Annotated in this window: 32 protein-coding genes; 25 read left to right on the top strand and 7 right to left on the bottom strand. The window is 40.9% G+C overall.

The window, feature by feature from the left end; translation table 11 throughout:
- Positions 1 to 43 precede the first annotated feature (43 nt).
- Complete coding sequence (gene recF / locus BM232_RS04460; protein ID WP_091711980.1) at positions 44 to 1,120, bottom strand: DNA replication/repair protein RecF; 1,077 nt, start codon at positions 1,118 to 1,120, stop codon at positions 44 to 46.
- A 150-nt stretch (positions 1,121 to 1,270) separates the two neighbouring features.
- A complete protein-coding gene (gene rd, locus BM232_RS04455; RefSeq protein WP_091711979.1) occupies positions 1,271 to 1,435 on the bottom strand; it encodes a rubredoxin in 165 nt (54 codons plus the stop codon).
- A gap of 220 nt (positions 1,436 to 1,655) precedes the next feature.
- Here rd and BM232_RS04450 point away from each other — a divergent pair, with 220 nt between their 5' ends.
- Complete coding sequence (locus tag BM232_RS04450; RefSeq protein WP_091711978.1) at positions 1,656 to 2,582, top strand: hydrogen peroxide-inducible genes activator; 927 nt, start codon at positions 1,656 to 1,658, stop codon at positions 2,580 to 2,582.
- Here BM232_RS04450 and BM232_RS04445 read toward each other — a convergent pair.
- Entirely contained in the window at positions 2,564 to 3,196 is a 633-nt protein-coding gene (locus tag BM232_RS04445) for an SCO family protein (protein WP_245752811.1), read from the bottom strand. The genes BM232_RS04450 and BM232_RS04445 overlap by 19 nt on opposite strands.
- A 46-nt stretch (positions 3,197 to 3,242) precedes the next feature.
- Between BM232_RS04445 and murJ the strand changes: the two genes are divergently transcribed.
- The gene (gene murJ, locus BM232_RS04440) at positions 3,243 to 4,784 is read left to right on the top strand and encodes a murein biosynthesis integral membrane protein MurJ (protein ID WP_091711977.1); all 1,542 of its coding nucleotides are present in this window, start codon (positions 3,243 to 3,245) and stop codon (positions 4,782 to 4,784) included.
- Between the two features lie 49 nt (positions 4,785 to 4,833).
- Here murJ and BM232_RS04435 read toward each other — a convergent pair whose 3' ends face one another.
- Both BM232_RS04435 and fnr read right to left on the bottom strand, forming a co-directional pair.
- Positions 4,834 to 5,511: an OmpW/AlkL family protein gene (locus BM232_RS04435; protein ID WP_091711976.1), complete on the bottom strand. Its 678-nt coding sequence runs from the start codon at positions 5,509 to 5,511 to the stop codon at positions 4,834 to 4,836.
- A 116-nt stretch (positions 5,512 to 5,627) separates the two neighbouring features.
- Entirely contained in the window at positions 5,628 to 6,377 is a 750-nt protein-coding gene (gene fnr, locus BM232_RS04430; protein ID WP_091711975.1) for a fumarate/nitrate reduction transcriptional regulator Fnr, read from the bottom strand.
- Positions 6,378 to 6,475: 98 nt separating this feature from the next.
- Between fnr and hisB the strand changes: the two genes are divergently transcribed.
- Genes hisB through tatC form a run of 10 tightly spaced genes read left to right on the top strand, consistent with a single transcriptional unit; the run spans position 6,476 to position 11,655 of the window.
- Complete coding sequence (hisB, locus tag BM232_RS04425) at positions 6,476 to 7,069, top strand: imidazoleglycerol-phosphate dehydratase HisB (RefSeq protein WP_091711974.1); 594 nt, start codon at positions 6,476 to 6,478, stop codon at positions 7,067 to 7,069.
- A 54-nt stretch (positions 7,070 to 7,123) separates the two neighbouring features.
- Positions 7,124 to 7,765: an imidazole glycerol phosphate synthase subunit HisH gene (gene hisH, locus BM232_RS04420; RefSeq protein ID WP_091711973.1), complete on the top strand. Its 642-nt coding sequence runs from the start codon at positions 7,124 to 7,126 to the stop codon at positions 7,763 to 7,765.
- Between the two features lie 26 nt (positions 7,766 to 7,791).
- Positions 7,792 to 8,541, top strand: a complete 750-nt coding sequence (hisA, locus tag BM232_RS04415; RefSeq protein ID WP_091711972.1) for a 1-(5-phosphoribosyl)-5-[(5-phosphoribosylamino)methylideneamino]imidazole-4-carboxamide isomerase — start codon at positions 7,792 to 7,794, stop codon at positions 8,539 to 8,541.
- 8 nt (positions 8,542 to 8,549) lie between these two features.
- Positions 8,550 to 9,323 (top strand): imidazole glycerol phosphate synthase subunit HisF, encoded by a 774-nt coding sequence (gene hisF, locus BM232_RS04410; protein WP_091711971.1) that lies wholly within the window; start codon positions 8,550 to 8,552, stop codon positions 9,321 to 9,323.
- Positions 9,324 to 9,707, top strand: coding sequence for a phosphoribosyl-AMP cyclohydrolase (hisI, locus tag BM232_RS04405; RefSeq protein WP_091711970.1), 384 nt, complete (start codon positions 9,324 to 9,326; stop codon positions 9,705 to 9,707).
- Positions 9,704 to 10,021, top strand: coding sequence for a phosphoribosyl-ATP diphosphatase (locus tag BM232_RS04400; protein ID WP_091711969.1), 318 nt, complete (start codon positions 9,704 to 9,706; stop codon positions 10,019 to 10,021). Before hisI ends, BM232_RS04400 begins: the two co-directional genes overlap by 4 nt.
- Positions 10,021 to 10,359, top strand: a complete 339-nt coding sequence (locus tag BM232_RS04395) for a histidine triad nucleotide-binding protein (RefSeq protein ID WP_091711968.1) — start codon at positions 10,021 to 10,023, stop codon at positions 10,357 to 10,359. Before BM232_RS04400 ends, BM232_RS04395 begins: the two co-directional genes overlap by 1 nt.
- Positions 10,360 to 10,368: 9 nt before the next feature.
- Positions 10,369 to 10,608 carry a twin-arginine translocase TatA/TatE family subunit gene (gene tatA / locus BM232_RS04390; protein ID WP_091711967.1) on the top strand — a complete coding sequence of 80 codons (240 nt, stop codon included), beginning with the start codon at positions 10,369 to 10,371 and terminating at the stop codon, positions 10,606 to 10,608.
- A gap of 20 nt (positions 10,609 to 10,628) precedes the next feature.
- On the top strand, positions 10,629 to 10,931 hold the full coding sequence (gene tatB / locus BM232_RS04385) for a Sec-independent protein translocase protein TatB (RefSeq protein ID WP_091711966.1): 303 nt from the start codon (positions 10,629 to 10,631) through the stop codon (positions 10,929 to 10,931).
- Positions 10,924 to 11,655, top strand: a complete 732-nt coding sequence (tatC, locus tag BM232_RS04380; RefSeq protein ID WP_091711965.1) for a twin-arginine translocase subunit TatC — start codon at positions 10,924 to 10,926, stop codon at positions 11,653 to 11,655. The genes tatB and tatC overlap by 8 nt, the downstream gene beginning before the upstream one ends.
- Here the strand turns inward: tatC and BM232_RS04375 are convergent.
- Complete coding sequence (locus BM232_RS04375) at positions 11,652 to 11,996, bottom strand: pentapeptide repeat-containing protein (RefSeq protein WP_091711964.1); 345 nt, start codon at positions 11,994 to 11,996, stop codon at positions 11,652 to 11,654. The two genes, tatC and BM232_RS04375, sit on opposite strands and share 4 nt — an antisense overlap.
- 167 nt (positions 11,997 to 12,163) lie before the next feature.
- Between BM232_RS04375 and BM232_RS04370 the strand changes: the two genes are divergently transcribed.
- Positions 12,164 to 12,415: a TIGR02647 family protein gene (locus tag BM232_RS04370; RefSeq protein WP_091711963.1), complete on the top strand. Its 252-nt coding sequence runs from the start codon at positions 12,164 to 12,166 to the stop codon at positions 12,413 to 12,415.
- Here the strand turns inward: BM232_RS04370 and folA are convergent.
- A complete protein-coding gene (gene folA / locus BM232_RS04365; RefSeq protein WP_091711962.1) occupies positions 12,384 to 12,881 on the bottom strand; it encodes a type 3 dihydrofolate reductase in 498 nt (165 codons plus the stop codon). The two genes, BM232_RS04370 and folA, sit on opposite strands and share 32 nt — an antisense overlap.
- Positions 12,882 to 13,166: 285 nt before the next feature.
- On the opposite strand from folA, the gene BM232_RS04360 reads away from it, so the two are divergent.
- From BM232_RS04360 to BM232_RS04305, 12 genes are all read left to right on the top strand, one after another.
- Positions 13,167 to 15,350 (top strand): primosomal protein N', encoded by a 2,184-nt coding sequence (locus BM232_RS04360; RefSeq protein WP_091711961.1) that lies wholly within the window; start codon positions 13,167 to 13,169, stop codon positions 15,348 to 15,350.
- A gap of 105 nt (positions 15,351 to 15,455) precedes the next feature.
- Positions 15,456 to 17,213: an arginine--tRNA ligase gene (gene argS, locus BM232_RS04355; RefSeq protein WP_091711960.1), complete on the top strand. Its 1,758-nt coding sequence runs from the start codon at positions 15,456 to 15,458 to the stop codon at positions 17,211 to 17,213.
- Between the two features lie 11 nt (positions 17,214 to 17,224).
- Positions 17,225 to 17,821 carry an SPOR domain-containing protein gene (locus tag BM232_RS04350; RefSeq protein ID WP_091711959.1) on the top strand — a complete coding sequence of 199 codons (597 nt, stop codon included), beginning with the start codon at positions 17,225 to 17,227 and terminating at the stop codon, positions 17,819 to 17,821.
- A 102-nt stretch (positions 17,822 to 17,923) separates the two neighbouring features.
- A complete protein-coding gene (locus tag BM232_RS04345) occupies positions 17,924 to 19,198 on the top strand; it encodes a formylmethanofuran dehydrogenase subunit B (RefSeq protein WP_091711958.1) in 1,275 nt (424 codons plus the stop codon).
- A gap of 13 nt (positions 19,199 to 19,211) precedes the next feature.
- Positions 19,212 to 20,879, top strand: a complete 1,668-nt coding sequence (locus BM232_RS04340; protein ID WP_091711957.1) for a formylmethanofuran dehydrogenase subunit A — start codon at positions 19,212 to 19,214, stop codon at positions 20,877 to 20,879.
- Positions 20,876 to 21,775 carry a formylmethanofuran--tetrahydromethanopterin N-formyltransferase gene (fhcD, locus tag BM232_RS04335; RefSeq protein WP_091711956.1) on the top strand — a complete coding sequence of 300 codons (900 nt, stop codon included), beginning with the start codon at positions 20,876 to 20,878 and terminating at the stop codon, positions 21,773 to 21,775. Before BM232_RS04340 ends, fhcD begins: the two co-directional genes overlap by 4 nt.
- Complete coding sequence (locus BM232_RS04330) at positions 21,772 to 22,587, top strand: formylmethanofuran dehydrogenase subunit C (RefSeq protein WP_091711955.1); 816 nt, start codon at positions 21,772 to 21,774, stop codon at positions 22,585 to 22,587. The genes fhcD and BM232_RS04330 overlap by 4 nt, the downstream gene beginning before the upstream one ends.
- Positions 22,588 to 22,677: 90 nt before the next feature.
- A complete protein-coding gene (locus BM232_RS04325) occupies positions 22,678 to 23,682 on the top strand; it encodes a class 1 fructose-bisphosphatase (protein ID WP_091711954.1) in 1,005 nt (334 codons plus the stop codon).
- 191 nt (positions 23,683 to 23,873) lie between these two features.
- Positions 23,874 to 24,341 carry a DM13 domain-containing protein gene (locus BM232_RS04320; RefSeq protein ID WP_091711953.1) on the top strand — a complete coding sequence of 156 codons (468 nt, stop codon included), beginning with the start codon at positions 23,874 to 23,876 and terminating at the stop codon, positions 24,339 to 24,341.
- Positions 24,342 to 24,392: 51 nt separating this feature from the next.
- Positions 24,393 to 25,415 (top strand): alpha/beta fold hydrolase, encoded by a 1,023-nt coding sequence (locus BM232_RS04315; protein ID WP_091711952.1) that lies wholly within the window; start codon positions 24,393 to 24,395, stop codon positions 25,413 to 25,415.
- Between the two features lie 4 nt (positions 25,416 to 25,419).
- Positions 25,420 to 25,815: an MAPEG family protein gene (locus BM232_RS04310; RefSeq protein WP_091711951.1), complete on the top strand. Its 396-nt coding sequence runs from the start codon at positions 25,420 to 25,422 to the stop codon at positions 25,813 to 25,815.
- A 99-nt stretch (positions 25,816 to 25,914) separates the two neighbouring features.
- Entirely contained in the window at positions 25,915 to 26,439 is a 525-nt protein-coding gene (locus tag BM232_RS04305; protein WP_091711950.1) for a lipocalin family protein, read from the top strand.
- Positions 26,440 to 26,453: the final 14 nt, after the last annotated feature.

Raw genomic sequence — 26,453 nt, 5'->3', positions numbered from 1 at the left:
AACCTTCTATTCTACTACTTATATAGATATGTTGACAGTCTCATTATGAGTCTGTCATTTCACCATGTTTCACGTGGAACACTTTTTCATTTTCCTTATTTATTAATGTTGCAAGTTCGTTATTCGTACTGGTTATAAAACTCTGGACAGGTAGATTTCTAAGTGTATCTATCACTGTTTTTTGGTGGTTCCAATCGAGTTCTGAACTCAAGTCATCAATAAGTAAGATGGTATTTTTGACATCTTTTTCATTTAGCAAAATAATTATTTGCGCCATACACAGACCCAAATAAAATAATTTTTGCTGTCCTCTAGAAAGCATTTCTTCAGCAGAAGCATCGTTAATACGTAATGTCCAATCAGCAGAATGCGGTCCATTACGGCTATAGCCCATTATCCGATCACGGTCGTAATTTTCATCCAGAACTTCAGCTAAAGATTTTTCTTTATTCCAACCTCTGTTATATCTGACAGTGAATTTACACATACTCAGTGATGGACAGAGTTTATGAAAAAGCGGTTCAAAAATACCAAGCATTTTTTCTAAATAGGCCTGACGGTACTCTGTGATTGCAAGACCATGTTTAAGCAAATATTGATTCCACAGTTCTATTTCATTTTTAGGTTTTTTATTTTTCAAGGCTGCGTTCTTTTGTAGTAACGCTTTTTTATATGTTTGCCAATGATAATTAAATTTATGTTCCACGTGGAACACACCCCAATCAATCATTTTGCGACGGAATTTTGGACCTAATTCAAAAAACTGATGACAGTTTGCAGAAATAAATTGAAGAGGGGTATTTACCGCCAGATCTGATAACTTTTTTAAGGGTGCATTATTCAAGCGAATTTGCAGTCCTGATTGGATATCGAATAATAATCCAACTGGCGTCATTTCAGAGGAACGTGCAAAAACCGTAAATTGAGAACATTCAAGTTGAACAATATTTTTTAAATGTCGAGAGCGAAAAGAACGACCCAAGGCGAGTAAATGTAGTGCCTCAAGAATACTTGTTTTACCTGATCCATTTTCTCCAAGAATTAAGTTAATACCTTCCGAGGGTGATAGGGAAGCAGAGCTAATATTGCGGAAATGGGAAAGGGTCAGATGTGAAAGCACAAGTAAACTTTACGACCAAATGGTTATTTCTGAATACGGAAAAATCATGACTATCTATAATGAGGTATCAATTAAAACATCGAAAGAATGAATAGAAGAATATCTCTTTCATGATCTGGTCGCAGAGAAGCTTTAACTTCAATGAATTTTCTAGATTTCTACCATTTCAAAATCGTCTTTACCGACACCACATTCAGGGCATTCCCAATCTTCTGGAATATCTTCCCAAGCTGTACCAGGTGCAATTCCTTCTTCAGGCAATCCTTCAGCTTCATCGTAAATAAAACCACAGACAAGACACTGCCATTTCTTCATTCTAAAACTCCGAGTAAGTGATATTAAAATATGATTGTTATAAGTAAATAAATCTTAACAAAATTCACACCTTTACGCTCAATCAAATCCTGATACTTGTCAGGATAAACAAAAATAAAACTATTGGGGATATATCAAGTCATAAGGTTAGAGATTAGTTTAGTACAGATAGCATTTATGTTATAAATCAATATAAACATAATAAACGGAAATATCGATTATGCGACTACCAACGTTGAGACAATTACAATATTTAACTGCAGTGGTGGAAGAGAAACACTTCGGTCATGCCGCCGATAAATGTTTTGTCACGCAATCAACACTCAGTGCTGGTATTCAGGATTTAGAGCAGTTGCTAGAAGTTTCATTATTGGAAAGGACAAACCGAAAAGTACTACCAACGCCGATCGGTGAAGAGATTGCCAGCAGGGCACAAAAGATTTTGTCTTTAAGTGAAGACCTCGTTGACCTTGCTTTATCAGAGAAAAACCCATTATCAGGTCGTATTCAAATCGGGATTATTCCAACTATCAGTCCGTTTTTATTGCCTAAAGTGTTACCAACCGTTAGAAAACAATTGCCCGAACTTGAAATAGTCCTGATTGAAGACCAGTCTGAACGTCTTTTAGATCAATTAGAGACAGGTAGCATAGATGTCGCCGTATTAGCATTTCCATACAATACTCGAGGTTTGACACATAGAGAGTTTGCAAAAGAACCATTCTGGATTGCACTGCCTCACAATCATCCACTAGCAGGTAAGGATAAGTTAAGGGCAGATGAGTTACCAACGAACGAGCTGTTGCTATTAGCTGAAGGACATTGTTTACGTGAGCACGCATTAAGTGCCTGCCAGCTACCGGCATCAGCACAACGTAAAAGTGTGCAGGCTACAAGTCTATACACATTGATTGAAATGGTTGCCAGCGGATTAGGAATTACGCTTATTCCGGATATGGCTATAAATTCAGATATGGTTATTCATTCAGATATCAGTCTTGTGCCATTAGCTGCTGATAAGGAACAAGCAACGCGCGAGATAGGCTTAGTCTGGCGTCCCAGCTTCCGAAGAACGGCAACGCTGGAACAGCTGGCAAAAACCTTTTCTGATGCCTTAGCCGATACCAGTTACTCGCTACGGGCATAAAAATCACGCAACAGAAAAAAAATTTTTTGGATTTCTAAAGAAGTAAAAGGTGGCTTAAATACAGCATAGGCACGACCTTGTGGATCAATAAGGTAAATATAATGTTGTTGTTCAACTTTTAAGGTATGTTCATACTCTTCAGGCTCCAGATATAAAAAATCAAAGCTTTTAGTAAATGATTCGATAACTTCTGACGAACCGCCATAGGTTTTCAAAGTGTTAGAAGGTAGGGCGGCAGTATCGCTAGCGTCACCAAAATTAATAACTAAAAACTGTACTGAATGACCAGCAAATAAATCTTGCAAGTTCTGCATGACATTTAAAATAACATCACACTCTGGCTGACAATATAAATGTGTAAAGTAAAGAAAGCTCCATTTCCCATCAAGAGAGACATTCGTTAATACCTGTTTTTTATCATTTTCCAGTACAAACTGAGCTATCGGCTTTGGCGGTGAGATAAGAAATTTTCGCAAATTATCTGGAATATCACGCCTGTCTGGTTGACTGAACTCCATTCTGCTTAGCCATAACACTAAAATAATCAGTGTTATAACGAGATATAACCCTAGAAAAGCCTTAGAATTAACACTTTTAATTGGCTTAAACATCATTATTTAACCTTGTACAGCCGAGATATAACCCTGTTGTGAGTAAAACATGAGCGAAAAACTCTTCAAGTCTACCGCAGTTGTTAGTGTGATGACTTTTTTATCCCGGATACTCGGCTTTGTAAGAGATATTGTCATTGCCAGAATGTTTGGTGCGGGTTTAGGCGCAGACGTTTTCTTTGTGGCTTTTAAAATCCCCAACTTTTTACGACGACTGTTTGCAGAAGGTGCTTTTTCACAGGCTTTCATTCCTGTTCTTGCAGAGTTCAGAGAACACGGTGATAAGCCATTACGACAACTAATTGCACAAACCAGCGGCACATTAGCTGTGATTTTAACGATGATAACGGCGGTAGGGATGATTGCTTCCCCAGTTATCATCATGATTTTCGCACCAGGTTTTATAGAAAATCCAGTAAAGGCGGATCTGGCTGCAAGCCTACTTACCATCACCTTTCCTTATATCTTTTTTATCTCATTAACAGCGCTTGCAGGCTCCATTCTCAACAGTTTTGGTAAGTTTGCTATTCCTGCATTTACCCCTGTTTTTCTGAATATATCGCTAATTTCTGCAGCGATATGGTTATCACCCAGACTAGAAGAGCCTGTGACGGGACTCGCTTGGGGTGTATTCATAGGTGGATTTGTACAGTTTCTGTTTCAACTACCCTTTTTAATAAAACTTGGCTTACTACCCAGACCAAGATGGGGATGGAGAAGTGAGGGCGTCAGGAAAATTATTCGTCTGATGATACCGGCGATGTTTGGTGTATCCGTCGCGCAGATAAATCTTCTACTGGATACCTTACTCGCGTCATTTTTAGTTACCGGCAGTATTTCCTGGCTGTATTATTCAGATCGGCTTGTTGAGTTTCCGTTAGGCGTTTTTGGCATTGCTTTGTCCACCGTCATCTTACCGAGTCTGTCTAGAAAACATGCGGCAAAATCCACAGAAGAATTCTCAGATACCATCGACTGGGCATTACGCTGGGTATTCCTTATCGGAACTCCAGCAGCCATAGGACTGATTTATTTAGCGCAGCCATTATTAATGACCTTATTTCAATATGGTGAATTTACAACGCTGGACTCATATAAATCATCATTAAGCCTTATGGCTTATGGTTTGGGATTGCTGCCTTTTATATTTATCAAAGTTCTGGCACCAGGCTATTACGCAAGGCAAGATACAAAAACCCCTGTAAAAATAGGCATCATTGCGATGATAAGTAATATGGGGCTGAATATTATTCTGATGATCTACCTTGAACATGTAGGTCTGGCTCTAGCTACATCCCTATCCGCTATGCTCAATGCTGGTCTGCTTTACTATGGCTTAAGAAAGCGCGCTGTTTATTCGCCGAATCATGGCTGGGGACGGTTTACATTAAAATTAGTCATCGCTAATTCAGGCTTATTACTGTTTTTAATCACCCTGAATCCGATATACCAAAAATGGGAAATGTGGGATGCCTTGCAACGAGCCAGTCATCTGTCCGGGTTAATCGTGGGTGCTGCTGTTATCTACTTTGCCTTGCTATTGATTTTACGTATCAACCTGAGAAGTTTAGTAAGACCAATCAGCAGATAAAAAAAAAGGCCCTCCGAAGAGGGCCAAGCACTACGAGGACATAAAATTCTTAGAAGCGACGTCCGATACCAATACCCCAAACAAATGGGTCGATATCTGCATCGATTTTTGCTGAAGCCGCCGCTGCAGTATTTTTGAAATGTGCAGTGGTATCTATATCAATATATTTCACGTCGAAGTTCACAAACCAATCATCATTCAAAGCCACATCAACACCAGCTTGTGCTGCTAGACCCCACGAGCTATCCAGTTTCACTTTCGCACCAGGCTGGTCGAGAACATTACCAGCTACTTCCTCATCAAAGAAATAGGTGTAGTTGATACCAGCCCCAACATAAGGACGAATAGTTGAGTCAGGCATAAAGTGGTATTGCAACGTTAATGTAGGTGGTAATACTTTAGTATCAATAACATCACCTAAAGCCGACCAAGATTTTTCGCCTTTAACAGTGTGATTGGAATAACCTAGGATTAATTCCACACCCCAGTTTTTGTGGAGCATATAGGTGATATCAAGCTCAGGAACCGTATCAGAGTTGACGCTGACACCTTTTGTGCCCTGGTCAACACCATTTAATGTGAGTGTTCCACTATCATCATTAGGGTTAACATTGATAATACGACCACGGACTAACCAGTCACCTGCTTCATACGCCATCGCAGGCGCAGCGAGAGTAGACAGACCTAAAGTAGTGAGTAGTGCTGCAGCTAATGTTGTTTTTTTCATTTTTTCCTCCTGGGACAAACTATGTTCTGTAAGACATGGTTCGAATTTTACGGAGGTGTGGGCTTAATGCATTGACCTGGATCAATAAAACAATTGCTAACGGTTTTTTACCAAAATTAACCACATAATGCTTTCAATTTTTCAGAATCACGTATGGAAATCGACTTATTATGAATTTCAATTAAGCCTTCATCCTGAAATCGCGAAAATAATCGGCTTACTGTTTCAACCGCTAAACCTAGATGATTAGCAATATCACCACGTGACATGCTCAATTGAAATTCTCGCGCAGAAAATCCCCGATCCTGGAAACGGCGAGAGATGGATAATAAAAATGTCGCTAATTTTTCTTCGGCGGTTTTTTTGCCCAACAAAAACATTAAGCTTTTATCACCAGACAACTCTTTACTCAAACGTGACATCATCTGTACTTGAAGTTGAGGCATGTTAGTACCTAACTCTTGCAGTATATCGAAAGGTAATTCACACACACTACTGCTTTCTAGTGCTTTTGCGTTAGAACGATAGGCCTGCTCATAGATAGCATCCAAACCAACAAACTCGCCCGGAAAATAAAACCCCGTCACCTGTTCACGACCATCGACCGCAGAAACCGTTGTTTTAAATGAACCAGAACGAACAACATAGATAGAATTGAATGGCGTCTGAGTACTAAATAGTGGCTGACCACGAGAATAACTCTGACTACGTTTGATAATTTTATCGAGTTGAATCAAGTCGTTATTATGTAAACCAAGTGGAAGACATAAACGATAAAGTGAACACTCCTGACAGGCGAGATTGTGTTCATGTTCGACTTTAGCGAGGTCCTGAAATAGTGGGGTAACATTGCCTAACTGGGTCATTGCTAATCCTATATAGTGAACGTTGACTATAATAACGCTTCAAACCCTTGTTCGAAACAGTTATTATCTCCTTTTATTACTAATTTTCAGGAAATCAAATGACCACTCGTAGCGCGTCAGTTGCGCGAAACACACTGGAAACACAGATCGAAGTTTCAATCAATCTGGATGGTAGCGGTCAATTCAACGCCGAAACAGGTGTCCCGTTTTTAGATCACATGATGGATCAAATCGCCCGTCATGGCCTGTTTGATCTAAGTGTTAAAGCAAATGGCGACTTACACATCGATGCACATCACACCGTTGAGGATGTGGGCATCACCATCGGTCAGGCATTAAAAAAAGCATTAGGTGATAAAAAAGGGGTTGTTCGTTACGGACATGCCTACGTACCGCTAGATGAAGCATTATCACGCGTTGTACTCGATCTTTCTGGCCGTCCCGGATTAGAGTTTGATGTGACATTTACCCGCGATAAAATTGGTGAGTTTGATGTTGACCTGTTCTACGAATTCTTCCAAGGCTTAGTAAATCACGCCGGCATTACATTACATATTGATAATCTGAAAGGCCGCAATGCACATCATATAGCTGAAACCATATTTAAGGCATTTGGTCGTGCATTACGAATGGCTGTTTCACTGGATCAGCGCGCACTAGAACAATTGCCTTCAACTAAAGGTGCTTTATAATCTTTTTATAAGAATTATTAGCCATAAATTATTAAGTAAATAAACAGGTTTAACATGCATCGCATAGCAGTGATTGACTACGGGATGGGTAATCTACGCTCTGTCTCAAAAGCACTGGAAGCAGTTTCCAATAATGCCTCTGTTGTTGTTACGTCAGATCCTCAAACCATCCTTTCTGCCAGTCATGTTTTATTTCCAGGCGTTGGAGCAATACGTGACTGTATGGCTGAACTAAAACACCTGGAACTCGAACAGGTTATTAAACAAGCCGCTCAGGAAAAGCCTTTTCTTGGCATATGCTTAGGTATGCAGGCTTTATTGACTCACAGTGAAGAAAATAATGGCGTGAACACACTTGATATTTTCTCTGGTGAAGTCAAATTATTTCAGCCTGCCAAAAATGCTGATGGCGAAAAACTCAAAGTGCCACATATGGGATGGAATCAGGTTTACCAAACCTGTTCACATCCTTTATGGAAAGGCATAGAGCAAAGCAGTCGGTTTTATTTTGTACACAGTTTTTATGCTGCTCCTGAAGACAAACAGGTTATTGCTGGCACTTCAGCTTATCCTGATGATTTTGCCGCCGCATTGTATAAAGACAATATCTTCGCAGCCCAATTTCACCCTGAAAAAAGTCAGCGTGCTGGGCTTCAATTATTAGAAAACTTTGTAAACTGGGACGGTCAGTCCTAATCAACATCAACAAACGGAGTAAGATTATGTTGTTAATCCCTGCCATTGATCTCAAACAAGGTCACTGCGTGCGCTTGCGTCAGGGGCGAATGGAAGATAACACCGTGTTCTCAGAGGATCCAGTTGCCGTTGCCCGTCGATGGGTAGAAGCCGGAGCAAAAAGGCTTCATATGGTCGATTTAGACGGTGCTTTTGCTGGTAATCCTGTCAATGCTGAAGTTATTCATGAAGTTTGTAAAACATTTCCTGAGCTAGATGTGCAAGTTGGGGGTGGCATTCGTGATGAAGAAACGATAGAAACATATCTTCACGCCGGTGTTCGCTACGTCATACTGGGAACCAAAGCCATTAACGCACCGCATTTTGTGGGTGATGTATGTGCCGAATTTCCAGGTCATATCATCGTTGGTTTAGATGCAAAAGACGGTAAAGTCGCTATTGATGGCTGGTCGAAGTTATCCAACCACGATGTGGTGGATATTGCCCAGCAATTTGAGCAGGATGGGGTAGAGGCCATTATTTATACTGATATCAGCCGGGATGGCATGATGCAGGGTTTCAATCTTGAATCTACACGTAACTTGGCTCGCACAATTCAAATACCCGTGATTGCATCTGGTGGTGTCAGTTCCTATGAAGACATCGAATCTTTATGTGCTTGTGAAGATGAGGGTGTGATGGGAGCTATTCTAGGCCGCTCGATTTATGAAGGCAGCATCGATCTGAAAAAAGGTCAGGAGCTGGCCGATAAATTAAACCCGCCGTTGGAGTTTTAAAAATAACCATGGCTCTTGCTAAACGCATTATTCCTTGTCTTGATGTTGATGGTGGACGTGTCGTTAAGGGCGTCCAGTTTGTTGATATCAGAGATGCCGGTGATCCTATCGAAGTTGCTAAACGCTATGATCAACAAGGCGCTGATGAAATAACTTTTCTTGATATCACAGCCACACATGCTGAACGCGATACCATGGTACATGTTGTCGAAGCGGTAGCCAGTCAAGTATTCATTCCATTAACTGTTGGTGGTGGAATAAGAACGGTTGAAGATATTCGCCGGATGCTTAATGCTGGTGCGGATAAAGTGGGTATCAACTCTGCCGCAGTTAATAATCCGGAATTTGTGCGTGAAGCAGCAGAAAAGTTTGGATCACAATGCATTGTAGTAGCGATTGATGCTAAAAAAGTCTCTGCCGAAAACGAACCTGACAAATGGGAAATTTTTACCCACGGTGGTCGTAAACCCACAGGGATTGATGCTGTTGAATGGGCCAAAAAAATGGTCGATTACGGTGCTGGAGAAATTCTGTTAACCAGTATGGATAAAGATGGCACAAAGTCAGGTTTTGACTTAGCTCTGACCAAAGCAGTCAGCGATGCAGTGAATGTCCCCGTTATTGCGTCCGGTGGGGTTGGCAAACTTCAAGATTTAACAGATGGTATAAAACTTGGCCATGCTGATGCTGTCTTAGCTGCAAGTATCTTCCACTTTGGTGAACACACAGTTGGAGAGGCAAAACAACAAATGGCAGCGCAGGGTATTGAGGTGAGACTGTAAATGACAGCTTGGATAGAACAAGTAAAATGGAACAGCGATGGACTTGTTCCTGTTATTACACAAGAGTTTGAAAGCAAGCAAGTACTCACTTTAGCCTGGATGAATAAAGATGCTTTACAACTGACTGCAGAAAGTGGGCACGCAGTTTACTGGTCTCGTTCCCGACAAAAGTTATGGCATAAAGGTGAACAATCAGGGCATCAACAAATTATTAAATCTATACGAATGGATTGTGATAATGATGCTATCTTGCTCGAAGTGATTCAAAAAGGCGGAATAGCCTGCCACACTGGCCGTCATCACTGTTTCTTTAATGAGCTTCAGGAAGGTCAATGGCAAGCTGTTGAGCCTGTTTTAAAAGATCCAAAAGATATCTATTCATGAGCGATATAATAAAACAACTTAGTCAGGTTCTCATTGAGCGTAAATCAGCCGATGCTGACAGTTCTTATGTAGCAAGTCTGTATGCTGCTGGCACAGATAAAATCCTGAAAAAATTAGGTGAAGAAGCAGTAGAAACTGTCATTGCAGGTAAGGGTGGAAACAAAGATGAGATCATCTATGAAACCGCTGATTTATGGTTTCATAGTCTTGTTCTACTGGCGCATAATGATATCGATACTCAAGCAGTTCTAGATGAACTTGCAAGACGTTTTGGCCTGTCAGGCCTGGAAGAAAAGGCTAACCGGAGTAAATAATGGACGATTGTATCTTCTGCAAAATTATCGCAGGTGAAATACCTTCAAGCCGGGTCTATGAAGACGAGCTAATTTATGTCTTTAAAGATATAAATCCAAAAGCCTCGGTACATTTATTAGTTATTCCAAAACAACATATAGCAAGGTTAGACCACGCTACTCAGGAACATGCTTCACTTATCGCACATATGATGCTCAGTCTGCCTAAAATTGCAGAGAGCCAAGGTCTGGATAATGGTTTTAGAACCATCATCAATACCGGACCGGGTGGCGGCCAGGAAGTAGATCACCTGCACATTCACATCCTTGGCGGCGCTAAAATGCCAGGATTTAACTAGGAGATAACCATGTTAGGTGGTATTAGCATTTGGCAGTTACTGATTGTTTTGGCCATTGTGATTTTATTATTTGGTACAAAAAAGTTACGCTCCTTAGGTGGGGATTTAGGTAGTGCCATTAAAAACTTCAAAGATTCAGTGCAAGATGGAAAAGATGACATCGAAAAAGGTGAACATGATTCTATTCAGCACAATGATTCGCATGAATCATCACAGAAAAGCGATAGTAAAGATAAAACTTCTCACTAACCTAAACCGGCGTATTTGCCATGTTTGATATTGGATTCTGGGAAATCTTAGTTATTGCTCTTGTAGCACTGATTGTTGTCGGTCCAGAAAGACTGCCTAAACTCATCAGAGTGACAGGGTTATGGATAGGGCGAGCTCAAGCTTCTTTACATGCTATCAAAACGGATATTTCAAAAGAACTTCGCGCACAAGAGCTTAAAGATGCTCTGAATAAAACCAACCAAACCATGTCTGATATGAATCAAACAATTCATATTGATGAAAGACTGGATGAAGTAAAAAAAACAGATCCCCCTGAAGAGATAGATAAAAAAGATGGATAATAACGATCAACAACCTCTGATATCACATCTGGTTGAACTAAGAGATCGTTTACTGAGAGGCGTATTGGTTGTACTGGTTATTGCCTTATGTTTACTGCCTTTTTCTAATGACCTTTACCACTTTTTATCCGAACCACTATTAAAACAATTACCAGAAAGCAGCACCATGATTGCGACCGAGGTCGCTTCACCCTTTTTGACCCCCTTTAAATTAACGTTAAGTACTGCAATCCTTTTAGCGGTACCAGTGTTGTTATATCAACTCTGGGCTTTTGTGGCGCCAGGTTTATATTCACATGAAAAGAAACTAGTATTTCCTCTCCTCTTTGCCAGTACGATTTTATTTTTCTTGGGGATAGTTTTTGCCTATTACGCAGTATTTCCACTGATCTTTGCTTTCTTAACTCAGTCTGCTCCTGAAGGGGTAGCAGTAATGACTGATATCAGCAGTTATCTGGATTTTGTTTTAAAACTATTTTTTGCTTTTGGTTTAGCCTTTGAAGTACCTATTGCCACTGTACTACTTATATGGACTAAGGCGACAACAGTAGAGGCATTAAAAGAAAAAAGGCCTTACATCATCGTAGGGGCGTTCGTAATAGGCATGTTACTCACGCCCCCAGATGTAATTTCACAGACCTTACTTGCTATCCCCATTTGGCTGTTATTTGAAATGGGATTATTCAGCGCCCGCTTTTTACCTAAAAAACAGCAAGACGTCTAAAGTTTATATCTCATACGAGTACCATGCTGCAGAGATAGTAAAACTTCTTCCGCTTCAATTTGTTTAGGGAAATAGACGCCTGAAATTTTTGCACCATGAATGCTCGCACCTTCCATGCTAACGCATTCAGTAAAATCAATGCCTCTCAGGTCAGCTTGGCGGAAATAACTGTTTGAAAAATCAAGACCTTTTGCTATCAAACCAACTAAGGTTAAATGTCTGAAATCACACCCTGTTAGATCCACCTGTTCTCCGGCGGCAACACGTTGATTAAATTCTTGAACTTTACCATCACGTAGTAGTTGGTAAAGAGGGTTATCGGTAATTACTGGAGCAGCCATTGTTGTTTCTCCCTTATTGTCATTATTGTTATATAACGGCTAGATTCTAGCTAAGTCCATCATATTTCTATACAAAAGAAAATATTCCGATATATTTCACAAATACCTAAATGAATTTCAGCCTTTATGCTATTTTAAATCCATAAAAACAGCAAAAGGCTCAGACAATGACAATCAAACAATATTTAATAGAAGAAATCGAAGTATTACTTCAATTCCCATTAAACAGTACCCAAGCAGGCATTAAAGTACACCACAACGCCAGACAAGAAATGATCGATGCCACTGAGAATTTATATAAAAAAGGACTTATCAGCCAACATGATGGTGGTTATCTGACTGATTTAGGTTATGAAGCTGCAGAACACTTACAGCATGCATTACAGATCATTTGTTCTGAATCTTCTGAAACAGCATGAAACTGTAATCATATTGATTTTTTTCATCCGCTAGATGGTCTTCTGAACTGACCAGTTTCCATTCAGAACGATCCCATTCAGGAAACCAGGTATCGCCGCCTTCAACGGTGGCGTGGACTTGTGTGATATAAAGTTTGTCACACAGCGGAAAACATTGTTTATAGAGCGATGCGCCCCCCATAATCATGACTTCTTCGGCATTCTCACATAAAGAAAATGCGTGTTCCAATGAATGAACAACATCACATCCTTCCGCAATATAATCATTTTGTGATGTGACAACGACATTTCTTCGACCTGGCAATGGTCTACCTATAGATTCATGTGTATTTCTTCCCATAATAATGGGTTTACCCATGGTTGTTCGCTTAAAAAACTGTAAATCCGCAGAAATCTTCCATGGCAAATCATTCTCTTTGCCAATCACCCCTTGTTCATCCATAGCGACAATCATTGCTATTTTCATGCATTCTCCAAACAAATTTTTATATCAGAATAGTGTTAAATTCTACTCGTAATAAGTGCTGTATAAGATCCCTATAAGATCGATCACAAGCTGTGGATAACTTTACCTGTGGATAACTACAACTTTTATCCACAGGATTTAGCCTGCGCAGCTTTAAAGTTATCAACATGTCGACACATAAGTAACATTATGATTTATATGTTGTAATAAGAACTATCCAACAATCCACAGGCATTAATCATTAACATCACTAAAAAAATATCTTTCTTTCTTTATGTTTAATTAATGACTTGCATACTTCACATTAGCGTACCGTGTCCTCTCAGACAATTGTTTGATTACACTTCTGACTTACCTGCATCACAGTGGGAGATAGGTACTCGGGTAAAGATTAATTTTGCCAATAGACTTTGTATTGGCATCGTCATGAAGATCAGTGAGATCACCGATCAAGTTGAAATAACAAAACTTAAAGCAATTGAAGAAAGATTAGATGACTCAAAATTAATTCCTGATGAATTAATACAAACATTACTTTGGGTAAGTCGGTATTATCACCACCCACTAGGAGAATGCTTTCAGACAGCCTTACCAAAATTACTAAGAACAGGTAAGCCAGCAGAACTCGATACGGAAAGCTGGTGGTTCAGGACAGAAAAAACAGCAGATAAAAAAATTGGTTCCAAACAGCAGCAATGTCTGGATTTATTAGAAGATTATGTCGATGGCATTAGTCAGTCGATGTTCAAACAGTATTTAGGCAATGTCAGCAGCTCTCTGAAATCACTCGAAACAGCCGGCTTAATATCACAACAGCAAAAAGCAAAATTACCTATTCCAAGTAATGAACTGAATCTTGATTTAACACTCAATCAACAACAGCAAAACATCGTAAACAGCGTCTGGGAAAAACACGATCACTTCCAACCGTTTTTGTTAGAAGGCATTACCGGTAGCGGTAAAACAGAAGTTTATATAGAGCTTACTGAAAGAGCTTTAAAGGCCAATAAACAGGTTTTAATACTTATTCCAGAAATAGGGCTGACAGGACAGTTTGTTGATCGCTTTAAAAAAAGATTAAATACCACCATTGTTATTCTTAACTCGTCCGTTTCAGATAAAGAAAGAAAACAAGCCTGGTTATTAGCAAAAGCAGGTTTGGCAAATGTCATTATCGGTACAAGATCAGCTGTATTCACGCCATTAATTAACCCTGGGCTTATCATCATTGATGAGGAGCATGACAGTTCTTATAAACAGCAGGATGGCTTACGCTATCACGCAAGAAACGTTGCTCTTATCAGAGCTCAGAAATACGATATTCCCATCGTAATGGGAAGTGCTACACCCTCACTAGAAAGTTTGTATCAAGTTAAACTTAAGCGTTTTCAATTACTTGAATTAACGCAAAGAGCAGGTAGTGCTCAATTACCCGCAGTACGTTTAGTAGATAACAGTCAGGCAAATCCGGAACACGGCTTTAGTGATATATTGCTCAAAGCAATTAAAAAACATCTGGATGCAGGTAACCAGGTTATTTTGTTTATTAATCGTCGTGGTTATGCGCCTGTTTTGATGTGTCATGACTGTGGCTGGCAGGCTAAATGTAAACACTGTGATGCAAGGATGGTCGTTCACCAACATCGCAATATTTTATTTTGTCATCATTGTGGTTTTATTCAGCGCCTAGTCGAAGAGTGCCCAGAATGTGAATCAAAATCATTGAAAAGTTATGGTGCTGGAACAGAAAAAGTTGAACAGCATTTACAAAAGCTCTTTCCTGAAACCCCGGTTATTAGAGTTGATCGTGATACCACACAAAGAGTGAATGCTTTTTCAGATTTGGTTGCTGATATTAAACAAGGGGAAGCCAGAATTCTGGTAGGAACACAAATGCTGGCGAAAGGTCATGACTTTCATGATGTCACCTTAGTCGGCGTTCTTGATACTGATCAGGGCTTGTATAGTGCTGATTTCAGAGCCACAGAAAATCTGGCACAAATGATTACTCAGGTCACAGGAAGAGCTGGTCGTGGAGATAAGTCCGGTGAAGTTCTGATTCAGACTGAACAACCAGAACATTTTTTCTGGAAGAATCTCATCAAAAACGGTTATAAAAAAACAGCAGAAAGTTTGTTGGAAGAACGCATTGACATGGAATTACCCCCCGTTTCTAATTGGGCTGTTATCCGGGCTGAATCTACAGATAGAGAGGAAGCAACTGCGTTTTTACAAGAGTTCAGCGCACAATGTCATCAGCAAGCATCAGAGGACGTTCTCATTTTGGGACCTGTTCCAGCTATTATGGAAAAAAAAGGTGGACGCTTCAGAGCACAATTATTACTGAGTAGTGCACAACGAAAACCATTACATCAATTATTGGATCGGCATATCAGTGTGATTTCACGGCATAAACTGGCAAGAAAAGTACGTTGGTCCATTGATATTGATCCTGTCGATCTTTTGTAAATGAAAATGTGAACTTAAAACGATAACGAAACAAGGATGTAATCCAAGCTGATGATCGGGTAAAATGCGCGACACTATTCAAATTGCATTCAAGGTTCATCAACGTTGAAAAATCAACTGAAAAACCTGCTTGGTCAGGCTTTATCCTCATTTACTCAGAAACATGCTTTAGAGTTTGAACTACCTGAAATTCAGATCGAACGAACCAGAGATAAATCTCACGGTGATTTTGCTTCAAATATTGCCATGATGCTGGCAAAACCTGCCAAAATGAATCCTCGACAAATTGCTACGGAAATCATTGAAGCATTACCCGCTACAGAATTTGTCACCAAGGTTGAAATTGCCGGACCTGGATTTATTAACTTTTTCCTTTCTGCTGAAGCAAACCTGCAAGTCATCAAAGATGTACTTGAACAAGGTGAAAAGTTTGGCTTAAGCCAGGTTGGCCAGGGTAAAAAAGTTCAAGTTGAATATGTCTCTGCTAATCCCACAGGTCCTTTGCATGTCGGACATGGTCGTGGTGCTGCTTATGGTTCAGTGGTTAGTAGTTTATTGTCGGCTGTAGGATTTGATGTTCACCGTGAATACTATGTGAATGATGCCGGCCGGCAGATGGATATTCTGGCGACCAGTGTCTGGCTCCGTTATCTGGATGAATCTGGTGAAGTGTTTACCTTTCCAAGTAATGGTTACCAAGGCGAATATGTAAGAAATATTGCAGGTGAGTTAAAAACTGAATTTGGTAACCAGTTTTTATTATCTGCCAGCCAGGTATTTGAAGATATTCCTGCTGATGAGCCAGAAGGTGGCGATAAAGAAATGCATATTGATGCATTAACCAATAAAGCGAAAAGCTTATTAGGAGAAGCTAACTATCGAATTATTTTTGATAAAGGCTTAAATGCCATCCTCAATGACATTCGTGATGACTTAGCTGAGTTTGGTACAGAGTATGACCAATGGTTTTCTGAGCGCTCATTAGTTGAGTCAGGGGATGTAGACAAAGCTGTTGAGATGCTGAAACAGTCAGGCCATCTATACCAGGACAAAGGTGCATGGTGGTTTAAATCCACTGCTTTTGGTGATGAAAAAGATCGCGTAGTTGTGCGTGATAATGGTCAGGCTACTTATTTTGCTTCTGATATTGCTTATCACCTCAACAAATACCAACGTGGTTTTGATCGCATTATTGATATCTGGGGTGCCGATCACCATGGTTATATTCCACGCGTTAAAGCCGCTGTCGAGTCAATGCAGCTGGATGCAGATAAATTAAATGTTTTGTTGGTGCAATTTGCGGTGCTGTACCGTGGCACTGAAAAAGTGGGTATGTCGACCCGTAGTGGTGAGTTTGTCACGCTGCGTGAATTACGAAATGAAGTGGGTAAAGATGCAGCCCGTTTCTTTTATGTGATGCGCGGTGCTGATCAGCATATGGACTTTGATCTTGAACTGGCAAAATCACAAAGTAACGATAACCCTGTGTATTACGTTCAGTATGCTCATGCCCGTGTGTGTAGCGTTTTCAGACAATTGGCTGAGCGTGGACAACAATGGGATGCTGAAGCAGCAAAACAACATTTAGCTAAGCTGACTGAGTCACATGAAGATGCTCTGATGACGATGTTATCGCGTTATCCTGAGATTCTGGAAACAGCAGCATTAAATCATACACCGCATCTATTAGCGCATTATCTCACTGATTTAGCTCGTGATTTCCATACTTACTACAATGCACATCAGTTTATTGTGGATGATACGGAATTGAGTCAGGCACGTCTGTTACTGGTTTCAGCAGTCAGACAAGTGATTAAAAATGCATTATCGGTTATGGGTGTTTCCGCGCCTGAGTCTATGTAAGAGGTTGAGCATTGGCGGCAAAAAGAAATACACGTAACGACTCTTCATCACGCTCCCTGCCATGGGGGCCGATGTTATTGAGTTTTGCAGTAGGCGCATTTGTGATGTTTTTATTGCACCTCAAAGATAATGTTCCTGCCGATACCTCAGGCAGTGTGAAAACAACCGAGTCTAAACAAAAACAAAAGCCTGCAAAAAAAGAAGGTGTAGAACCAACTTTTGATTTTTATACCTTACTTCCTGAGATGGAAGTCATGGTCGACAAAAAAAATAAGGGTTCTCAACCTATTGTAACTTCGCCATCAGATGATTCAGACGCAGCTGAAGCGACTATTGGTAGTGATACGCAACCCTCTGCTGAAGCTGATGTCAGTTATATGTTGCAAGTTGGCTCGTTTAAGCGAGCAAGTGACGCTGATGGGTTCAGGGCAAAATTAGCCTTATTAGGTATTGAGTCTAAAGTTCAGAGCGTTACTATAGATAATAAAGAAACGTGGCACCGCGTTCAGGTGGGCCCTATTGCTGGACGTAGTAAAGCTGATGCATTGCAGAAGCAGTTACGTGATAACAATATTGACTCACTCCTTTTGCGAGCCAAACATAATTGATAATAGAAAGTTGAATTAATTCGTGACTGTCATGGTCCAGGCTGTTTATTATCAAGCGCTACTGATTTCAGTTTTGTAATTTGAGTAATTGAGGACACCGACATGACGGACAATACAGAAGCTCACATCTTTGAAGATGTAGTGAGTCCTTTTTGTGGTATTGCTTCCGATGATTTAGTCATTGAAGTTAAAGGCAATACTGTCACGGTGAAAGAAAATGGCGATGCGGTCACCAAACCTGGCTTTGAGACACCCATAACCGATCTTTCACCACGAATAAAAGGTCAGGATGTTTCATTTGAACAGGCCATAAACCATATTGCGAGTTTGCTGAAATCTAGCAAACAGCCGCTGATAGGCGGTATGGCAACCGATTTAAACGGTGCTCGTGCAGCAATGGCAGTAGCTGATGCAACAAGAGCAACGGTCGACAGTTTTTATTCCGATAATGCCTTTAAAAATATTCTGGTGCTGCAGGATACCGGCTATATGACAACCACGCTGACTGAAGTCAGAAACCGTGTGGATTTACTTATCGTTGTCGGTAGTGATATTGAAAAAGGTTTTCCCCGTTTTTATGAACGTATGATCTGGCCACAAGAAAGCATGTTCGGTCAGGATATTGAATCTCGGGAAGTCATTTATTTAGGGAAAACGCCTTCTGGTGATGCTTCCACTTCACCCTCTGGTAAAAAAGCGTCTGTTCTGCCTTGTGATACCGATGATTTACCTGAAGTGATTTCTGTATTACGTGCTCTGGTAAAAGGTAAGTCTGTACAGGCTGAAACTGTCGGTGGTATTGCCGTTTCAGAACTTTCTAAACTCGCTGAAAAAATTAATGCTGCAAAATATTCCGTTCTGACCTGGTCTGGTTCTGAAATGAGTATGGAACATGCTGAAGCAAGCATTCAAAACCTGTGTGAAATGATCAAAGAAGTCAATGAAACCACACGTTGTAATGGTTTGATGTTAGGCGGTAAGGATGGTGACACAACGGTGAATGCAGTGTCCTCCTGGCAAGCTGGCTATCCAATGCGAACTAGCTTTAGCCGAAATATGCCTGACTATGATCCGTATATGAACCGTGGTCAGCGTATGCTTGATGAGGGTGAAGTGGATTGCCTGGTGTGGATTTCCAGTTTTAATACTCAGTTAACGCCGCCAAAAACAGAAACACCAACTGTTGTTTTAGGCCGCTCAGGAATGACTTTTGAGCAGGAACCGGAAGTCTTTATTCCTGTTGGTGTGCCAGGCATTGATCACGTCGGTCGTACCTTCCGCTGTGATAGTTCTGTGTCATTACCACTTAAAAAATTACGTGACAGTGGCTTACCCAGCACTTATGACGTGCTGACTGCTGTTGAGAAAGCCCTGTAAACGGAGAAAAAATATGCTGACAAAATTAACGGGTGGACGCATTTTTGACCCAGAACATGGGCAAAATGATGTTGTAAGAGATATTTACATCCGAGACGGCCGCATAGTGGATGCGCCGGCGGATGGTAAAGTCGATGAAGAAATTGATGTTCGTGGCAAAGTGGTTATGTCTGGTGCGATTGATATGCACACCCACATTGGTGGCGGTAAGGTCAATATTGCCCGCACGATGTTGCCGGAAGATCATGCTGAATCCTTGGTTGAACGTACTGAGTTAATGCGAAGTGGTTGTGGTCACGCTGCGCCAAGTACATTAACAACTGGTTATCGCTACGCTGAAATGGGTTACACAGCAGGTTTTGAACCTGCGGTCATGCCAGTAAATGCGCGTCAGGCACATATGGAAATGCATGACACACCGATTATCGATAAAGGTGGTTATGCCATGCTGGGAAGTGATGACTTCCTGTTACGCATGATGGCGGCAAATGAAGATCAGGAAGCGATCAATAACTATGTTGCCTGGACTTTAACCCATAGTCAGGCGATTGGTCTGAAAGTGGTCAATCCTGGCGGTATTAACGCATTCAAATTTAACCAGCGTAAGTTGGATTTAGACGAGAACAATAGTTTTTACAATGTGTCTCCACGTGAGATTCTTCAGCGTTTATCACGTGCAGTGACGGAGCTTGGTGTACCTCATCCATTGCATGTGCATGGTTGTAATCTTGGTGTACCAGGTAATAAAGATACAACTCTCGATACGATTCAAGGTATTGAAGGTTTGCCGATGCATTTAACGCACATTCAGTTCCATAGTTATGGCACAGAAGGTGACTTTAAATTCTCATCAGGTGCAGCCGAGATTGCTGAATCTATTAACAGAAACAAAAATATCACAGTCGACGTTGGTCAGATTTTGTTTGGCCAAACAGTCACTGCCTCTGGTGATAATATGCGTCAGTTTGATGGCAGCAAACATGCACACCCGAATAAATGGGTTTGTATGGATATTGAATGTGATGGTGGTTGTGGTGTTGTACCGTTTAAATACAAAGATCAAAGCTTTGTAAATGCCTTGCAATGGATGATTGGTCTGGAAACCTTCCTGATGGTTGATGACCCATGGCGTATCTTCCTGACCACGGATCACCCAAATGGTGCACCGTTTACCAGTTATCCACACCTGATTAAATTGTTAATGGATAAATCATTCCGTAACGATATGTTGTCTACACTGCATCCAGAAGCACAAAATGCCACGCATTTAGCCTCATTGGATCGTGAATACAGTCTTTACGATATTGCCATCATGACACGTGCTGGTGCAGCAAAATTGGTCGGTTTGGCAGATCGTGGACACTTAGGTGTTGGTGCTGCTGCAGATATCACGGTATATACCGATCATGCAGATCGTGAAAAAATGTTCACTTCACCTGATTATGTATTTAAAGATGGCAATATCGTTGTGAAAAATGGTGAGCTGGTGAAAGTCACCTGGGGTACGACGCATGTGGTCAAACCTGAATATGACAAAGGTATTGAAAAACCATTAAAAGAATACTTCGATAAATATCACACAATGACCATGGGTAACTTCAAAATCAGTGATGATGAAATCGTTGATGATGGCCGCGGAAGTTTGACCGTACAGCCGTTGAAAAAAGGAGGCAAGTTATGATTATCAACGGCGTCACTATAGACGAGACGTTTGCTGAAGCTTTTCCGATGAAAGGCACTCGGCTGATTATTACGGCATTAAATGCTAAGTGGGCCATGATTTCAGCGCAAGCATTTACTGGTTTTGCTACCTCAGTTATCGCCTGTGGTTGTGAAGCAGGTATTGAACGCGAACTGGATCCAAGTGAAACACCAGATGGTCGTCCTGGTGTATCAGTGCTTATCTTTGCAATGGGTGGTAAAGGTTTGGCTAAACAAGTGGAAACACGTGCTGGCCAATGTATCTTAACCTCACCTACATCAGCTTTATTTTCTGGTCTGGATAACAGTGAAAAAGAAATCGCTTTAGGCCAGAACCTGCGTTATTTCGGTGATGGTTTCCAGATTTCAAAAATGATTGATGGCAAACGTTACTGGCGTATTCCTGTCATGGATGGTGAATTTTTAACGCAGGAAAAAACCGGTGTTCATGATTCTGTCGGTGGTGGTAACTTCTTGGTATTGGCTGAATCACAAGCACAAGCATTAGCCGCGTGTGAAGCGGCAATTGAAGAAATGAGAAAAATACCAAACGTCATCATGCCTTTCCCTGGTGGTGTTGTAAGATCAGGTTCTAAAGTAGGATCGAAATTTAAAGCTCTTAATGCGTCTACCAATGATGCTTTCTGTCCGACTTTAAAAGGTCAGACAAAGAGTGATTTATCACCGGAAGTTGAATCAGTCATGGAAATTGTTATTGACGGTTTGACCAAAGAAGATATTGATAAAGCGATGCGAGTTGGTATCCAGGCTATATGTGACTTAGGCGCTGAAAACGGTATTCGTCGTATCAGTGCTGGTAACTATGGCGGTAAATTAGGTCCATATCACTTCCACTTGCAGGAGATCATGGCATGAGTGCATTAACATTCACGTTAAAAACGTCACCTGCACAGCGGGTGGATTGTTCACCATTAACAGCAGATAAACTGGCGGATAAAACAGCCGCGGACATTGCGGCGATCACCTTAGTTGTGGGTAATCAAAAAGTTCGTACTGACGAGATCTTTGATATTCAGGGTGATGATGTTGCGAATATTCATTTCGTTAAAGCTACAGACAAACTGGATCATATTGGTCATGCGATGACTACCGGTAAGATTACGGTGGATGGTGATGCCGGTGCTTATCTTGGTCAATTTATGGCAGCGGGTGATATCGTTGTTAATGGCAATACTGCGATTTACACTGCCTGTGAAATGAAGGGCGGTACCATTAAAATTAATGGTAATGCAGGGGATTTCCTTGGCGGTGCGCGTATTGGTTATAAGAATGGTATGACCGGTGGTACCGTGATTGTCACAGGTAATACGGGTGCCAGAACAGGTGACCATATGCGTCGTGGTTATATCTTCATTGAAGGTAATGCCGGTGATTACTGTGGTTCAAGAATGGTGTCTGGCACAATTGCCGTGTTAGGTAGTGTGGGTAAGCATTTTGGTTACGCGATGAAACGTGGCACCTTATTACTGACATCGGCACCAGAACAAGGTATTTCTGCTAACTTTAATGACTGCGGTTCGCATACATTAGCTTTTTTACCATTGATGTTTGCATCCTTCAAAAAGTTTGATACCAAGTTCGCTGAAATTGAACCTTTTTCACGAGTTCAACGCTATGCTGGTGATATTTCCGGCATAGGTATGGGTGAGATTTTAATTAAGATTTAAACCTTAAAAACCCGGCTATAAGCCGGGTTTCTTTTCTCTCCGTGTTAGAAATAATGATAACTTTAATGTGTTAATAACGGAGACGTCTTTATGTCTGATATCGGACAATCAGTTAATCAGTTCATTGTTGAAACCCAACGTACTCATTCTTCCGCGGCTGATGATTTAACCGGGCTGTTAAATGATGTTATTAGTGCCTGTAAAAAAATCGCGAACTTAGTTAACCGAAGCAGCATCTTAGGGCTTGAAGGTTATGCCAGCAGTAATAATGTGCAGGGTGAGCATCAGAAAAAACTCGATATTTTGACCAATGATGTAATGGTTGAGCACTTAAACTGGACTGGCCACCTTGCCGCCATGGTGTCAGAAGAAATCGATGACGTTATTACTATTTCTGAGGATTACCCAAAAGGTAAGTACTTACTATGTTTTGATCCATTAGATGGATCGAGTAATGTAGACATCAACCTGAGCGTAGGTACCATCTTTTCCGTATTACGTTGTCCTGAAGGCATCGAAACTCCCAGCCACGAACATTTTTTACAAAAGGGCACAGAGCAAGTCTGCGCCGGATTTTGTGTGTATGGTCCCAGCACCATGCTCATTCTTACCACTGGCTTTGGTGTAAATGGGTTTACCTTGGATAGAGAGGTTGGTGAGTTTATGCTGACCCATCCGAATATGCAGATTCCTGAGGACACCTCAGAGTTTGCGATTAATATGTCGAACCAGCGTTTTTGGGAGCCACCTGTTAAACGCTATATTGATGAATGTATTCAAGGTGTGGATGGTGAGCGTGAGAAGAATTTCAATATGCGCTGGAATGCCTCAATGGTAGCGGAGGTGTATCGTATTCTGACACGCGGAGGGATTTTTATGTATCCACTCGATAGCCGCATTGCAAAGCAAGGCGGGAAGTTACGTCTGCTGTACGAAGCAAATCCGATGAGTTTTATTATTGAGCAAGCAGGTGGTGTCAGTAGCACCGGTAGGGAACGTATTATGGAGATACAACCTGAATCTATCCATCAGCGTGTGCCAGTTTTTCTTGGTTCGAAAAATGAAGTGGAAAGGGTCGTTTCATACCATAAATAATGGTTATCGCAGTCAAAAGAAGATGAAATGGAATGATCGCCACTCGTGCTCCAGAATTACTGAAAAATATGCATGCAATAGTTGAGCAGCATGTGCAGCAACTAAATGTTTACAGCAGTAAATTAATAAGAATAAACGGCAGATACAAGCGCTTTCAGTGCAACAGTAACGTGGCTAAAGGGAGGTAATCCATGAAAAAGGTATTATTACTGATAACACATGGGCTGATGTTGGTAGTTGGTTTTGCATTAGGTATTTATGCTTTACCGATACTGACTCAACCTGATAAACCTTCCATGACAGATATTGGTAAAGTTGCGACATCAGCATTATTCACCGGGCAGTTTGAACGTGATCTTGAAGGAAGTGATGCACTCCATTACGGCAACGGAACCATATATATCAATGCTCAAAAAATAGCATTTGATGGACAAATCTCCCCCGGTCCGGATTACAAGCTGTATTTATCGCCGGTGTTTGTTGAGAATAAAACCGACTTTTTAAAAAACAAAGATAAGATGTTAAAGGTAGGAGATGTCAGAACCTTTAATAGTTTTTTGCTGGATATGCCTGACGGGGTTAATCCAGCTGATTATCAAGCTGTGGTGATTTGGTGTGAGTCATTTAATATCTTTATTACCGCTGCTAAATATCATTAATGTTTATGTTCTCGAGTCAAAACAATCAGAAAAACAGGTAACTAGTTAGTCATGATGAAGATATACCGTACCGTTAGTTTGATATTTATGCTGTTGCTGATCAGTACCGTTGTCTCTGCAAACAATAAAACGGGGTTTCGGTTAGAGAATTTTGACTATCCCTATCCTGTTCAGTTTATGCCACTTTCCAGCCAGAAAAAGCAGCTGGAAATGGCCTATATGGATGTAAAACCGACAGCAAAAGCCAATGGGAAAACCGTTGTATTGTTTCACGGTAAAAACTTCTGTGCGGCTACCTGGGGAGAAACAATTAAAGCTCTAGCGGCGGCTGGATATCGGGTTGTTGCGATAGATCAGATAGGTTTTTGTAAATCATCAAAACCGATTGATTACCAATACAGCTTCCACCAACTGGCAACCAATAGCTGGAATTTATTACAAAAACTGGGTATTGATAAAGCAGTTATTGTCGGCCACTCAATGGGTGGAATGCTGGCAACACGTTATGCTTTACTGTATCCGGACAATGTTGATGCTTTATTTTTAGTCAATCCAATTGGTCTGGAAGATTGGTTAGCTAAAGGTGTGCCGTATGTATCAATTAAAGATTGGTATAAAAACCAACTGACACTGACTACGAAGCGTGCCAGAACATATCAGCAAAAAACATACTATGCGGGTCAATGGCATGATAATTATCAGAAGTGGGTAGATATGCTAATGATACAGTTTAGAGCAAATAAGGAAGACTCGGCCTGGTTATCTGCTATTCAATACGACATGATTTTAACGCAGCCCGTTGTGCACGAATTTGATCAGCTCTCAGTGCCAACATGGCTCTTTATCGGTGAGAAAGATAATACGGCTATCGGCAAAGCCTTTGTTTCTGACGACATCAAAAAACAACTGGGTAACTATCCCGTGTTAGCCAGAAAAACGGCAAAAGCAATCCCGGATTCACATCTGATATTGTTTGATGATTTAGGTCATTCACCACAGATTCAGGATCCGGAACGTTTCCAACAGGCGTTATTAAACGCATTAAACACCCTATTTTCAAAACAAAGTGAGTAGATGTATGCCTTTTATTTTATGGGTTTTATTTATTGTGGCGATTTTACCGATGGTACTGGCGATGTTAGGTGGCTATTGCCGTTACAGACAGTTTGGTAAGTTTGATAATCACTATCCAAGATTACAGCAAGCGCATATGACGGGGTTGGGGGCTAGGGTGTTAGCTGCCCAGAATAATGCCTGGGAGTCACTAATGCTGTTTTCTGCAATGACTATATTGGCTTATGCCTCTGGACTTAATCTAGCTGATTTTAGTTATCCGGCAGGCTTATTTTTACTGAGTAGAATTTTCCATCCGCTGTTTTATATCCTGGATATGGATAGCTACCGCTCATTGGTCTTTTTGATTGGTTTATTCAGTGCCATTTATATTGGCGTGAAAGCGCTGACTGCATTTTAGCCTCGATCAGCTTATTTTTTCTTTAAGGGAAACAATAGCGTCTGTTCGTGTCGTACACATATTACTTCATCCATAAAAATAATGAGGGGACGGTGATATATGCGGCTAATTGGCATGCTGTGTTTGTTAGTAATGAGCGTCGTGGCCTGTACCGGCTCACCAAAAGGCGTCACGCCTGTAGATAACTTTGTTTTAAACCGCTATCTCGGCAACTGGTATGAAGTAGCCAGACTCGATCACCGTTTTGAACGTGGTCTAATCAATGTTACGGCACAATATTCTTTAAAAGGCGATGGTGGCGTTAAAGTTATCAACCGGGGATACTCGGAAGAGGATAAAGAGTGGAAACAGGCAGAAGGTAAAGCCTATTTTGTCGAAGGTCCACATACCGGACATCTTAAAGTCTCATTTTTTGGGCCCTTCTACGGAAGTTATGTGGTGTTTGAATTAGAAGATGATTACCGCTATGCCTTTGTGTCAGGTCCAAACCACAATTATCTGTGGTTGTTATCACGGACACCAAATGTCTCTGATGAAGTAAAGCAACGCTTTATTAATAAAGCCAAGGCGGCAGGTTTTGATACAGATGATCTGATCTTTGTGAAACAAAAATCATTGAAATAGATCGCCTGCTAATG

This window comes from Methylophaga sulfidovorans (assembly GCF_900114205.1).
GTDB classification, from domain to species: domain Bacteria; phylum Pseudomonadota; class Gammaproteobacteria; order Nitrosococcales; family Methylophagaceae; genus Methylophaga; species Methylophaga sulfidovorans.
The sequence above is the reverse complement of the archived record's forward strand: the minus strand, read 5'-3'. Positions and strand labels throughout refer to the sequence as shown.